Source organism: Porphyromonas somerae (assembly GCF_022845615.1).
Taxonomy (GTDB): domain Bacteria; phylum Bacteroidota; class Bacteroidia; order Bacteroidales; family Porphyromonadaceae; genus Porphyromonas_A; species Porphyromonas_A somerae.
On record NZ_AP025559.1, the window covers coordinates 1,494,447 to 1,507,742 of the forward strand.

Genomic DNA, 13,296 nt, shown 5'->3' on the forward strand with positions numbered 1-13,296 from the left:
TATAACAATACTGATATGCAACTATTTAAACTTAAAACAACCATTGACCAGTTTGATACCTTTGCAGACTTTGCCAAGGCATTTAATCTGGGTGAAAAAGACTTGGTAATCACCAATGATTTTCTCTATGAGCCTTTTATGAAGGCTTGCCACCTCAAATGCCACTTCGTGATGCAGGAGAAGTATGGCTTGGGCGAACCATCCGACGAGATGATGAATAAAATTCTCCTCAATGTTCAGGGGAAAGACTTTGAGAGAGTCATTGCCATCGGGGGAGGCACTGTTATCGATATTTCCAAGCTCTTTGTCCTCAAGGGGCTAAAGGATGATGTCCTCAGAGCATTTGACCGGCAGATCCCTCTCGAGAAGGAGAAACAGCTGATCGTGATTCCCACTACCTGTGGCACCGGTAGCGAGGTGACTAATATCTCTATTGCAGAGATTAAGAGTCGGGGGACCAAAATGGGTCTAGCGGATGATGCAATTGTCGCAGACAATGCTGTGATTATTCCTGAGCTACTGAAAGGACTCCCCTTTAAGTTTTACGCCTGTAGCGCTATTGATGCATTGATCCACGCAGTAGAGTCCTACGTCTCACCTAAGGCCAATCCCTATACCGAGCTATTTAGCGAAGCAGCTTGGCGAATCATTATTGATGTATTCCGCCAGATCAAGGAAAAAGGTGAGGAATATCGATTTGAGGTAATGGGAAAGATGATTATGGCGAGCAACTTTGCTGGCATCGCCTTTGGCAATGCTGGAGTTGGTGCAGTCCACGCTCTCTCCTACCCTCTCGGAGGCGCTTACCATGTCCCTCATGGCGAAGCTAACTACCAATTCTTTACCGAGGTATTTATGGCTTATGAGCGTAAGAACCCCAATGGGCGCATCGCAGAGCTAAAGCAGAAGTTATCTAAGGAACTACAGTGCACACCAGAGGAGGTTTTTGCAGAAATAGATCACCTTCTCTCGGCACTTATTTCCAAGAATCCACTACACACTTATGGCATGAAGGAGGAGGAGATAGAGGGCTTTGCTGATGCTGTCCTCGCGACCCAACAGCGACTACTTGCCAATAACTACGTGGCACTCAGCAGAGATGAGATCAGAGATATTTATAAGAAACTATTCTAAGAACTATAACTCACTAATCACAATACATTATGGAAATAAAAGAAATGGTGGCACTTGCTAAAGTGGCACAGCAAGAATTTGAGCGGAAGTTCGATCAAAAGAGTACTGACAGCGTAGTTAAGGCACTCTGCAAGGTAATCTATGACAACGCCGAGATACTTGCACGAGAGGCAGTAGATGAGACCGGCATGGGACGTTACGAGGACAAGGTGGCAAAGAACCGCAATAAGTCCAAAGGCGTATGGCAGAACCTCCAAGGGAAGAAAACTATGGGGGTAATAGACATTGAGGAAGGCACGGGATTAATTAAGATAGCAAAGCCGGTAGGGGTAGTAGCCGCTATCACTCCTACAACGAATCCTATCGTGACCCCTATGGCCAACATTGCTTTTGCACTCAAAACAAAGAATGCTATCATCGTATCTCCACACCCACGCTCCAAGAACTGCTCTGGACATGCTATTGAACTAATCAAAGGGGTACTGAAAGAGCATAAAGTCCCTGAAAACCTAGTACAATACCTAGCCGAACCTGGTCTAAATGAGACTCAAGAACTGATGTCGCTTGTAGACGTAGTAGTAGCTACTGGTGGGATGGGTATGGTACACTCCGCCTATTCTTCTGGCAAACCTTCATTCGGTGTTGGTGCTGGAAACGTACAGGTTATTATTGATGAAAACATCAATGACTTTGATGAAACCGCCAAGATCATCATCAAGGGTAGAGCCTTTGATAATGGGATCATCTGCTCTGGAGAGCAGTGCTTCATCTACCCAAAGAAGTATAAGGAGGAGATTTTTGAGGCTTTCAAGCGCAATGGAGCCTACTTCGTACCCGAAGAATACCACGATAAAATGGTCAATACCATATTTGTAAATGGGACTATTAGTAAAGATGTAGTGGGTAAGGACGTAGAGATCATCGCCAAAATGGCTGGCATCGAGATTCCAAAAGACACCCGTATTTTAGTAGTACCTGCAAAGGGAGTAGCTCAAGCCGATCTTATCTGCAAGGAGAAAATGTGTCCAGTAATGACCTGTCTTCCTTACGATCACTTCGACGAAGCAATAGCTCTTGCCAACGCCAACCTTAATATGGAGGGAAGCGGGCACTCAGCTGGTATTCACTCCAATAACCAAGGTAATATCATCAAGGCCGGTAACGACATCAAGGTTTCTCGACTCATCGTCAATGCCCCTTGCTCTATCACTGCTGGTGGTTCTATCCAAAATGGTCTATCTGTAACCACTACTCTAGGTTGTGGCACTTGGGGGAACAACTCAATCTCAGAGAACCTGACCTATAAGCATCTACTCAATATCACACGTATTGCACGGATGTCCGATACCATCCACGTCCCTACTGATGATGAAATCTGGTCAATGAATTGATTAATAGAGTGTGTTGCACGAAGGATGAGATGCAATGCTTAAGCAACACCGCAGCTCACCTTCATGTAACACTCACATATTGGACCAGGGGTTACGCATATGCGTAACCCTTGTCGTTTTTCTGGAGAGAATAGTTTAGTATGTCATTGCAGATGAGCTTTGAGTGATTTTCTCACCTCTTCAAAAGGCCTTGCAATCAGAGATAAGTCACAATGGATATTTGGTCAAAAGTTTAGTTCGTAACTAAGCAATCATCAAGTTCGAAACTTAACAATTGCTTAGTTACAAACTCAATGTTCACTTAGTTCCTAACTCGTCGAGGTCCGAGATACGAACTCGACAATGCATCAAATCCATAGCTGAGATAGGTATCTTATCTTACGAAAATGAGGAAGAAAATAGGAATTACACACAGAGCCATTACGATGAAACTATGGCATAGAATAAGGAAATCAATCCAAGTGCCTACAGGTAGGAGCACATGACACTGCTGTTTACTCACATGATCGTGCGGAAGGATCTAAAGTAATACCACTGATTGGCGTCGCACAACGGTCTCAAAACATATGGATAGTTACGCTCGTACTATCTCCACAATCGAGTAGGTCGGGAAACGAAAGTTTTCTGACCTACTTTCGTTTCCTTCCCTCTCACACCACCGTACGTGCCGTTCGGCATACGGCGGTTTAATTCGTTTTCAAAGAGAGACTAATCATATTCGATTAGTTTCATCTCCCGTCTTTCTTAATTTCCGCTTCCAATGCATACGTGCTTAGCTCTATGTGGGCGCTCGCATTGACGTTTTGAACGTTGCCACTCGTCAGCAAAGACATCGGAACATACATTCTTGATTAACGTTACGAATTATTCGGTCCTTCGCCTTGTCCTGCACGAGAACGGCTACTTCGACCTCTGCTGACTCCTCGACATTCGTTGTTACTATCCTATAGGACTGCCGAGGCCTCACGGGATAAGCCATACATCTTTCATCGTTTACCTGCCTAATTTACGCATCAAGGTTACGGTTGCCTTTTGGAACTTCACTGTCTTAGGCCAGCTTGTCCGCTTGATACGCCTTGGTATTAGGTTTCTGTTCGTCAGGCCACGAATTCGCTATTGCTTCTTCTCTCCCAAGGGTCGCCCCTTGAAACTTGCAAGTCGCTATGGGGTTCGTTGGCAACTACGCCCCGAGTGGACTTCCACCACAGATGTATGACATGCCCGTCATACATAATAAGAAGATGGGTCGACTGCCATACGGCAATCGACCCATCTTCATTGCATCCTAAAGTAATTAGACTACAACAACGGTATTCAGAACACCGCAAGTCACAATCTCAATTTACTTTGCAGGTGCATTCTCAGCAGCACCCTCCATCACTTGCTCAGCAGCCTCAGCGCCTTCCTTTACCTCGTTCTTAAGGGAATCAAGAGTATCAACCACTTGGTCAGCACCTTGTTCAACACCTTCCTGAACAGTCTCGATAGCCTCTTCAGCTTGTTGTTGCTGGTCGTTATTGTTAGACTCAGACTTGCATGAAGTGAAAGCGAGAGCAACTGCTACAGCGGCTGCTGCGATAAATAACTTCTTCATAATACAATCTCTAAAAATGTTGTGATAAATAAAAGATAAGTTCTTGTGAACAATTCAATTTGTTTTATACTTAAGCCCTTCTAGAGCTTGGAGCTCCTTATTGGCCTTAACTATTTTCTGCTTAAGATTCTCTTTGTAAGCTGCATATCTGCTTGCTAGGTCACTATCTGCTAATGAAAGCATCTGGACGGCTAGCAGTGCAGCGTTAAGAGAAGCATTGATACCTACCGTTGCCACAGGCACTCCAGGAGGCATCTGTACGATAGCAAGTAGAGCATCCATCCCCTCAAGGGTCGACTTGATAGGCACTCCAATCACTGGGAGTGTGGTGAAAGCTGCAATAACTCCACATAGGTGGGCCGCCATACCAGCTGCAGCGATGATCACTTTAATACCACGCCCCTCAGCTTGCCTAGCAAAAGTCTCTACCTGCTCTGGAGTCCTATGTGCCGACAAGGCGTGTACCTCATAAGGCACCTCCATCTGCTCTAGTAGGTCAATTGCTTTTTGCATTACAGGCAAGTCACTAGTACTGCCCATAATAATGCTTACTCTTGGCTGTAAAGACATCTCTTACTAATATATTAATAGGGTGTAAACAGAGCTTTGGACTCTCTTACTTCTGGATAAGTGCCTTGTACTCCTCAGCACTCATCAGATCACCTACCTGATCAGGATCCTCAAGGGTCACCTTGATAATCCAACCTTTTCCGTATGGATCGCTATTCACAAGCTCAGGAGCGTCCTCGAGCTCTTCGTTAAACTCATCTACAGTAAATGCTACTGGAGTAAGAAGGTCAGAAACAGTCTTCACAGCCTCAATTGAGCCAAAAGCCTCACCCGCTGCAATGTCCTCACCTACGCTATCCTCCACATCTACATATACGATCTCACCAAGCTCGCTCTGAGCGAAGTCTGTGATACCTACAGTGGCCTTGTCGCCTTCTATAAGGAACCATTCGTGATCCTTGCTGTACTTCAAGTTCTCTGGAAAATTCATAACTGCGTCTTTTGTTTTTAGTTTTGTTTTGATTTACAACTTTTATTCGCCAAAGTTACCAAACTTTTCTCAATCTCGCAATAGGTATGCCCAAACCATCTCTATACTTAGCTATTGTTCGGCGTGCTACGGTAAATCCCTCCTCCTTTAATTTGTGTCGGAGAGCTTCGTCGGAAAGGGGATTATTCTTATCCTCCTCCTCAATCAATTGCTTCAACAACTGCTTTACCGAATGCGTAGTCACCTCATCTCCGTCATCATTGGTGATACCCTCAGAGAAGAGTTGTTTCAAAGGGATGATCCCGAAATCGGTTTGCACATACTTGGTACTAGTCACCCTGGAGATGGTACTGACATCATACCCTACTATATCGGCCACATCCTGAAGAATCATCGGCTTAAGCAACGCCACATCACCCGTAAGAAAATATTCGCGCTGCAACCGGACAATCGCCATCATGGTAGTAATGAGGGTATTATTGCGTTGCTTGATCATCTCCACAAACCCGCGAGCGTCATCAAGCTTCTGCTTAACAAATCGACTTGCTTCACGCTCCTCCTTACCCTTAGGTTCTCTTTGAGTAAGTTCCTGTAGCTGCTCCTCAAACTCATGGCTTACTCTTACCTCGGGTATATCACCACTATGGAGTGTCACCAGAAGTTCCCCATCGCGCTCAGTAACCTCAAAGTCGGGTATCACCGTCATCAGCGTATCCTGCAACTTACTAGAAAAGTCTAGCCCTGGACTGGGATTGAGACTAGTAATCAAACGGATAGCTGCCCTTAGCTCCTCCTCACTTGCTTTAGTACTTTCTGAAAGACGGTCAATCTGCTTGTGAGTCAACTCATCAAAGTGGTCTCTTACAAGCTTTCGCGCTAGTTGCACCACTTCGGTAGGCTTACGACGCTCCAATTGTAGCATCAGGCACTCCTGCAAAGAGCGAGCTGCTATCCCTGCAGGCTCCAAACTCTGCACTACACTCAATATATATGTAAGGTGTGCTTCCGATATTTCTACACCCTGGTAGATTGCTAAATCGTCCGAAATACCCAGCAGTGATCGCCGGAGATAACCATCATCATCTAGGCTACCAACGAGGAAACTAGCAATTTGCTGATCTCGCTCACTCAGTTCGGTTAATGGCAATTGCTCATTAAGAGACTCTTGAAGGCTCTGCTCCTCTGCAAAAGGAATCTCATCAGCACCTTTCTGCCCTTCATAGTAGCGACGCAGAGTGGTCTCAGGGATGTCATCCACATCTGCATAGTCATCCATGGAGATCTCCTCCTCAGATTGCATCTCGTCAGACTGGCTGTCAAGAGGCTCATCAGGATCCGAGTCATGTCCCTCCTCCAGTGCTGGATTTTCGATCAGCTCCTGTTTGACACGCTCAGCTAGCTCCGTATGAGGAAGCATCACCATATTCATCACCTGTATCTGCCAGGTGGAGAGGTTTTGCGCGAGCTTTTGCTTTAGTTTGCTACTATGACCATCGGTCGTCATAATTCTGTCACTTCGACTTGAGTTCCTCTACAATCTGAGCCACCCTCTCACCAATACCGATGGTATAACCTTGGGAGACAAATACCACTCTATTGAATGTATCTGCAATGATCACCACTGGTTTATCCAACCTGCCAGATAGCTCGTTGCTCTTCACGAAGTCATACTCTATATCCCATTTATCCTCACCCCAAATTGCTTCTGGCAATAGCGACTTCAGCTCAGCAGAGGGGTCATTGATAAGTACCACAGTAGGCAACAAAAGCTTTCCATCAGCCCCCTTTATCGCTTGCATATCTCGCAGGATGTGATCGGTAGGCTCATGATGGGCACGTCCTAAAATAAGGAGATAATACCCACGCCCAGTAGAACTAATAAGTGACTTATCGCTATCGCTAGTTAGATCGTGGTAAAGAGACTCGGCATTAAGGCTTCCTATTACACCAATTGCTGTTTCATCTCGATCAAAAAGGAGAGGAGCGACCTTGCCACACTCCTGTTTTCGCAGAGCCATCAATACCGCACCATTGGCAAGCCTTGTACCCGTAAGAAGGTAATTTCTATTATGGAGGAGCTTAGCCCCAGAGACTTGATCATATGGAAGCTGCCAATCAAAGCCATAAGTAGATAGCTGTCCTTCATCATCGACATAGCCTATTGAAAAGTTGGTCTCATACTTAGGTGTCTTGAGGTATCCTTCAGGCTTATAGGAGAGCAGAAGCTGGCAGTCGGCACTGACCTCTTCACTTTCAGTTTTTTCTTTGAATGGCAAAATCTCTGCACGCTGTTGCTCGTCCTTGAAAAGAATCACACCATTAGCTGTGTCGTACTTCGCAGAGATACCTGCTGTACGAAGCAAACGCACCAATAGCACCTGAAGGCTACGCAAATCACCAACTTTATACTGCCACACAGTTGCTGGGCTCATTACAATACCCCTCGGATTATATGACTCATCTACCTTAAATCCATCAACCACCATTGCAAGCGTCTTGGCCTTTTCTGCTATAGAAAGAGTTTCCCACTCAGGGTGAGCACTCTTTATCTCCTTAATCGCTTCATCGAGTTGCTTCTGGACAGGATAGAGATGCTCCAACATCACTCTAGGAGAGAATAGGTCGGCATCACTCCATTGAACAGAGGTGAGATCACGCGACAAAGTCTCTCTCAGCACGTCAATATTGACATCATGGAGATCCTTATCGGTCAAGGAGGCTAATATCGCCATCGCTTCTTGGACTTTACCCTGCTGTGCCGAAGATCTTAAGAAGTCGGCAATTTCCCTATGATAACCACGACTTTCCTTATACAGACGTGATAGCTGTGCTGCTTTTTCTCCAGAAAGTCCTAGCTCTTTAGTCAATGAATTTGCCTGTTCATCAGTAGGGAAGGTATCGGTATATGATTGGCGAAGGGCATTATTTTCCTCCATTCGCTTAGCGTTGATGTGCTCCATCTCCTCCGTGACGGCAATTTGGGGCACTCTCTCAATAGGAGGTGTGATGGTCAGATGCATCTCAGAGGGGACCTCACTCCAATCACCTAGAGTAAGCTTCAGAGTACCACCGCCCTCTTTATTAGTGAGTTTGCCTATCGCCATGTCCTGCGGACTACGACTAGCCACCACCACTACATCACCAAAACCTAGCTCTACCGAGGCTTCACCCAATCGATTGGTAGTGCGAGTTACAGCAGGATAGAGATCGGCATAGTTATAAATTCTAAAGGTCACCTTAACCCCCTCCAGTGGCTTTCCCTCTTTATCCACTACGGTCACCATCGCTGGAGCTACAGGGATATAATTCTCAGAGACGTTGAGCTCAGTCGTATTGAGATCAGCGCCAAGCCACTCTTCCTTACCCACATACGGTCCGAAAGCCCTGGTATGCAAGAGCATCGCCCTAAGCACTGGAGCATCAAACCAAGCGTGGTCTAGTACAGGAGCAGGCTCACTGGCTCCTAAATAGTGCCATTCGCCATCTACCCACGCCTCGACCCAAGCGTGATTATCATCAGTATGTGCCCACCTTGGAGTGTATACTTGCCGAGCGGGGATACCTACTGTACGCAATACTGAAACAAAAAAGGTACTCTGCTCCCCGCACCGCCCTAGCGCATTTCGAAGAGTAGCCAAAGGCGAAGAGGTACGACCATCACTAGGAGCATAAGTAATGTGTTGATGAGCCCAGTGATTGAGCTCTATCACTGCCTGCTCCATGGTCATATCCTTCACAAGATCTCTAAGCTCCTCATAGTAGGTAGTGCGAAAGTCGTCAAGAATTTCATTATTCACCCTTAGTGGTAAGACAAAAGCTCTCCACTGATCGAGTGGCACGCTACTTCCCCATGGAAGCTCCTGACGCGCTTTGATTGCCACATCGATATTGGCTCGATAAAACTCAGGGGAATGATCCAATATATCAGGAGTATAAGAATAGGCATAGAGCCAAGTCATTGCGGCCTTTTCATTTGAAGTGAGAGAGTCACCAAAGTCAATAGCTTCAATACCCAAGTATGCCAACTTATCAGAGAGTGCACTTTCGGCACTACGCACTACCTCACTAGAGAATAGCGACTCATTTTTACTCTCAGCTCCCCCACAAGCCACAAGAGCTAAAGAAAGCCATAACGCTGAGGTCACAGCAAGACATTTAAAATTCCTTATAAGCTTCATAAGTATCATTTACGATGACAAATTGATCAAGTGCTCAAATGTACTCATTTTTAATGACACTCCAAGCCACCACCCCAAGTAAGTAGGGGCCACACCTTAGAAAGGCCATTATCGCACGACGTTCATAGTGGCAGGAGTCTCTTTGTTAAGAAAAAGAAAATAGAGATATCAGGGGAGATTATCTACCGAAGTTTTTGTATATTTGAAAAGCAAATCAAAGACCAGAAACAGATACATATGTAATGATAAACGACCATAAACTACCAACCAAAAAGGATCAAGCCGACTTTGAAAAAGAGCTCGTTGGCCTACAGCCAAATATGTACAGCTTTGCTCTCTCATTAACCGCTAATCCCACAAATGCCGAAGACTTGATGCAAGAGACCTCGCTCAGGGTGCTGGATAATAGAGACAAGTATCGACCCAACACCAACTTCAAAGGGTGGGTATTTACCGTGATGCGCAACCTCTTTATTAATAGCTACCACAGAAGCGTTCGGACCAATAATATTATTGATGACTCTGCCGACCTCTCCTATATTGGTAGCCAAAGAGATACAGAGGGTCTTGGGGCTCCCGATCACGAGCTAAGTCTTAAAGAGATCAATCAAGCAATAGAGGCATTAGACGAATTGTATCAGATCCCATTTTCACTCTACCTTTCGGGCTTTAAATATAAGGAGATAGCCGATCAACTTGATCTCCCAATAGGGACAATCAAAAGCCGAATATTCTTTGCTCGCAAGCAGCTTCAAGAGCAATTGAGTGACTATCGGTAAATCCACATTATAAGTGACCTAAAATGGCACCTTAAGAGTTTATTCTTAGGGTGCCATTCCTTTTAATGTTAGAGAAACAGAAAATTTACAAGTCAAAAGTCTTTGCAATTGAAATTTTTAGTGTATATTTGCCAACAAAGGGAATTAACGGGAGTGAATGAGAGGTCATTGCTCCGAGTGTTGCATAAGCTAACTAGCATATAGTATGAAGATATAGCCAACTTGAAAGCAAAATAGGCGCCTCCAAGTTTGGACAACGATAGTAAGGGTTGGCAAGAGCCCTTGCTCGGGTGTTGACCTTGGTTGACATTCGATACATTTGGGATTTTAAATGATGATTGCAGTTACCTCGACGCCTGGAAGGCGTCGGGGTGATTTTTTTCTGTATCATGGCAATGCTCAATAAGTGCACGATAATGTTGCACGAAGTGCCATTCTCCAATTAGCCTCTTTTGAGCCTAGCTATAGAGCTTCATAACCCGATGGTATATCAAGGCAAAAAATTAGATGCAACTAAGCATTTGCTTAGATGCATCTAATCATTTGCTTAGTTGCAACTAACCGATTGCTTAGTTGCAACTAAACTAGCGCCTTTATACGACACTGAGTATCAACCTATTACAAAAACATCTTTTAACGCCCTATTTTCCTCAAGAAGTTCGCAGGTAAAATTGAATTATTGCCACCTTATCAGTAGAGCTATAGTAGGATCAACTCTGCAACTAGGTTGCAGAGAAAAGGGTCTATCTTTGTGGAAGTAATAACAATCAAACAGGTACAAGAATTATGGGAGATAATCATAGTCAAGTTCACGGACATGAGGAAGAGGAGGTAAGCCTTAAGCCGATTTTCATTTCGGCAGCCATATTAGTGTTAATCGTTGTGGGCCAACACTTCTGGAGTTGGTGGCCACAAGGGTGGTTACAAGATGTGCTTTACATCCTCGCATTTTGCCCTGTAGGAATTCCTGTCCTTATAGAGGCGTGGGAGCTCCTCTGGAAGGAGCACTCCTTCTTTAATGAGTGTGCATTGATGTCGATAGCAACCATTGGGGCATTTTGTATTGACCAACAAAATGAAGCGGTACTCCTTATGCTTCTCTACCAATTAGGAGAGTACCTGCAAGATAAAGCGGTACACAAGGTGCGCCGCAGTATCTCCAAGACTGCCGATGTGCGTAGCCAAACAGTCCTTAAAATAGAGGGACAAGAGACAAAAGAGATACCAGCAAAAGAGGCGCAAGTGGGCGATTACTTGAGAGTAATCCCAGGCATGCGAGTATCGCTGGATGGAAAGCTTCTCTCGGAGGAAGCCCTTTTGGACCTCTCTGCACTTACAGGTGAGAGTATGCTTGAGGAGCGGGAGAAGGGTGCAGAAATCCTTGCCGGCAGTGTAGTGAGCACACGCCCTATAGATATTGTAGTGACCAAACCATACGAGGATAGCACATTGGCACGTATCCTTCAGATGACCGAAGAGGCGAGCGAACGAAAACCTGAAACAGAGCGACTTATTCGTCGATTTGCAAGAGTCTATACCCCAATTGTTTTCGGGCTTGCTCTCCTTGTAGTATTAGCACCATGGATATGGAGCTTGGCATCTTCTAGCTTCCAATACGAGTTCTCTGATTGGCTCTATAAGGCACTAGTCTTCTTGGTAATCTCTTGTCCTTGTGCATTGGTCATCAGTGTCCCTCTGACCTATTTTAGCGGAATGGGGGCTACTAGTCGTCATGGGCTACTATTTAAAGGAGCACTCTATTTGGAAGAATTAAGGAGGATCACAGCAGTAGTATTCGATAAGACTGGAACCCTCACAGTAGGAGAGTTTGAGGTAAAAAAGGTGCTCACATCTAGCATCAGCAGTGAAGATGCATTGGGGTACATATCGGCAGTTGAAGCACATAGTAGCCACCCAATGGCACAAGCCATTCTGAGGCACACTACAAATAGTGAGCGGAAGGAAGTAAAGGACATTGAAGAGGTTACCGGAATGGGGCTGACAGCAATTGGCAGTAATGGCGAACGGTTACTAGTAGGAAGCGAACGAATGATGCTCAAGGAAGGGCTTGAGGTGCCCCAATCTCTATCTCCTCAGGGAGAAAGTGCCGTACTGCTTGCCATAGACAGAGCTGTCAAAGCAACTGTAATTCTTTCCGACCAAATAAAGCCTCAGAGCAAGGCAACTATATCGGATCTCCAACACCTTGGAATCAATAAACTGGTGATGCTCTCTGGCGACAAACCAGAAGTGGTGCTAGCAACAGCTAAAGAAATAGGTCTTCAGGATGCAAGAGGCTCCCTACTCCCTGATGATAAGATGAGGGCAGTGGAGGAGCTGATGGTAAATGATCGGGTAGCCTTTGTCGGGGATGGACTGAACGATGCTCCAGTAATGACCATGAGCCACGTGGGAATAGCAATGGGTGGTATCGCCAGTGATGCCACTATAGAGGCAGCAGACATCGTAATACAAGGTAACGACCCATATAAAGTGGTGCAAGGAATAGAAGTTTCAAGGCATACCCATAAGATTGTAGTACAAAATATTATCTTTGCACTAGGGTTTAAGTTTGCAGTGATGATTTTGGCACTATTGGGCTTTGCTTCCTTAACGCTTGCTGTACTTGCCGATGTAGGTGTGACACTCCTTGCAGTACTCAATTCACTCCGTGCACTTTACTTTAGAGCCAAAACACTTCAAGAATGATAGGAAAGACTATGGAACGAGAAAGACTATCAAAGCTACTAAGCCACTTTGGCGTGAGGGTAACTCCAGTGAGATACCTCTTGTATCAGGCTCTAGAGGAAGCGACTGTGGCAATGAGTCTGAGCGATCTAGAGGTAGAGCTACGCACGATAGATAAGAGTAGTATCTTTCGGAACCTACAATTATTTCTCGAGGCTGGTCTCATCCATCAAATACAGGATGGTAGTGGCGTTGCCAAGTATGCCGTAAGTCAGGTAGAGAGCGTTGAACACCCCACAACCCATGCTCATTTCACTTGTCGGAAGTGTGCTGAAACCATTTGCCTCGAAGGTATCACTTTGGACCTTACACAGCTTGCCATTCCAGAGGGCTTTCAGGTGGATGGCTACACACTCATACTCAAGGGGATTTGCCCACACTGTAAGCGCTAAGTAGATAAGCCTCAATCATTGCCAACACCCCGGCACGTCTACTTCTGACATCTTTTTGGGGAATAATAGATAATTGATTA

At 45.3% G+C, this 13,296-nt stretch carries 10 protein-coding genes; 5 read left to right on the forward strand and 5 right to left on the reverse strand.

The genetic code is table 11. The features are described from left to right. Positions 1 to 15 precede the first annotated feature (15 nt). Positions 16 to 1,134: a 4-hydroxybutyrate dehydrogenase gene (locus tag MWL85_RS06515; protein WP_018027587.1), complete on the forward strand. Its 1,119-nt coding sequence runs from the start codon at positions 16 to 18 to the stop codon at positions 1,132 to 1,134. Positions 1,135 to 1,163: 29 nt separating this feature from the next. Further along, complete coding sequence (locus MWL85_RS06520) at positions 1,164 to 2,525, forward strand: aldehyde dehydrogenase family protein (RefSeq protein WP_021902811.1); 1,362 nt, start codon at positions 1,164 to 1,166, stop codon at positions 2,523 to 2,525. Between the two features lie 1,342 nt (positions 2,526 to 3,867). On the opposite strand, the gene MWL85_RS06525 is transcribed toward MWL85_RS06520, so the two are convergent. From MWL85_RS06525 to MWL85_RS06545, 5 genes are read right to left on the reverse strand one after another with little or no spacing between them, the layout of a single operon-like run. Then, complete coding sequence (locus MWL85_RS06525) at positions 3,868 to 4,119, reverse strand: hypothetical protein (protein ID WP_018027589.1); 252 nt, start codon at positions 4,117 to 4,119, stop codon at positions 3,868 to 3,870. A gap of 54 nt (positions 4,120 to 4,173) precedes the next feature. Next, the gene (purE, locus tag MWL85_RS06530; protein WP_244400125.1) at positions 4,174 to 4,689 is read right to left on the reverse strand and encodes a 5-(carboxyamino)imidazole ribonucleotide mutase; all 516 of its coding nucleotides are present in this window, start codon (positions 4,687 to 4,689) and stop codon (positions 4,174 to 4,176) included. A gap of 46 nt (positions 4,690 to 4,735) precedes the next feature. Continuing rightward, the gene (gene gcvH / locus MWL85_RS06535; RefSeq protein WP_018027591.1) at positions 4,736 to 5,119 is read right to left on the reverse strand and encodes a glycine cleavage system protein GcvH; all 384 of its coding nucleotides are present in this window, start codon (positions 5,117 to 5,119) and stop codon (positions 4,736 to 4,738) included. 55 nt (positions 5,120 to 5,174) lie between these two features. Continuing rightward, the gene (rpoN, locus tag MWL85_RS06540) at positions 5,175 to 6,623 is read right to left on the reverse strand and encodes an RNA polymerase factor sigma-54 (RefSeq protein ID WP_244400126.1); all 1,449 of its coding nucleotides are present in this window, start codon (positions 6,621 to 6,623) and stop codon (positions 5,175 to 5,177) included. A gap of 7 nt (positions 6,624 to 6,630) precedes the next feature. Then, positions 6,631 to 9,297, reverse strand: coding sequence for a transglutaminase domain-containing protein (locus MWL85_RS06545; protein ID WP_244400127.1), 2,667 nt, complete (start codon positions 9,295 to 9,297; stop codon positions 6,631 to 6,633). Between the two features lie 242 nt (positions 9,298 to 9,539). Here MWL85_RS06545 and MWL85_RS06550 point away from each other — a divergent pair, with 242 nt between their 5' ends. The 3 genes from MWL85_RS06550 (at position 9,540) to MWL85_RS06560 (ending at position 13,216) form a co-directional block, all read left to right on the forward strand. Beyond that, positions 9,540 to 10,076 (forward strand): RNA polymerase sigma factor, encoded by a 537-nt coding sequence (locus tag MWL85_RS06550; RefSeq protein ID WP_018027594.1) that lies wholly within the window; start codon positions 9,540 to 9,542, stop codon positions 10,074 to 10,076. Between the two features lie 786 nt (positions 10,077 to 10,862). Then, the gene (locus MWL85_RS06555; protein ID WP_018027595.1) at positions 10,863 to 12,785 is read left to right on the forward strand and encodes a heavy metal translocating P-type ATPase; all 1,923 of its coding nucleotides are present in this window, start codon (positions 10,863 to 10,865) and stop codon (positions 12,783 to 12,785) included. A gap of 11 nt (positions 12,786 to 12,796) precedes the next feature. Continuing rightward, positions 12,797 to 13,216, forward strand: coding sequence for a Fur family transcriptional regulator (locus MWL85_RS06560; protein WP_026161614.1), 420 nt, complete (start codon positions 12,797 to 12,799; stop codon positions 13,214 to 13,216). The last annotated feature ends 80 nt before the right edge of the window (positions 13,217 to 13,296 follow it).

Coding starts and splice junctions, on each gene's coding strand:
- gcvH (WP_018027591.1), bottom strand. CDS start 5,119: ATGAATTTTCCAGAGAACTTGAAGTACAGCAAGGATCACGAATGGTTC.
- MWL85_RS06520 (WP_021902811.1), top strand. CDS start 1,164: ATGGAAATAAAAGAAATGGTGGCACTTGCTAAAGTGGCACAGCAAGAA.
- MWL85_RS06550 (WP_018027594.1), top strand. CDS start 9,540: ATGATAAACGACCATAAACTACCAACCAAAAAGGATCAAGCCGACTTT.
- MWL85_RS06545 (WP_244400127.1), bottom strand. CDS start 9,297: ATGAAGCTTATAAGGAATTTTAAATGTCTTGCTGTGACCTCAGCGTTA.
- MWL85_RS06525 (WP_018027589.1), bottom strand. CDS start 4,119: ATGAAGAAGTTATTTATCGCAGCAGCCGCTGTAGCAGTTGCTCTCGCT.
- MWL85_RS06555 (WP_018027595.1), top strand. CDS start 10,863: ATGGGAGATAATCATAGTCAAGTTCACGGACATGAGGAAGAGGAGGTA.
- MWL85_RS06560 (WP_026161614.1), top strand. CDS start 12,797: ATGGAACGAGAAAGACTATCAAAGCTACTAAGCCACTTTGGCGTGAGG.
- rpoN (WP_244400126.1), bottom strand. CDS start 6,623: ATGACGACCGATGGTCATAGTAGCAAACTAAAGCAAAAGCTCGCGCAA.
- purE (WP_244400125.1), bottom strand. CDS start 4,689: ATGTCTTTACAGCCAAGAGTAAGCATTATTATGGGCAGTACTAGTGAC.
- MWL85_RS06515 (WP_018027587.1), top strand. CDS start 16: ATGCAACTATTTAAACTTAAAACAACCATTGACCAGTTTGATACCTTT.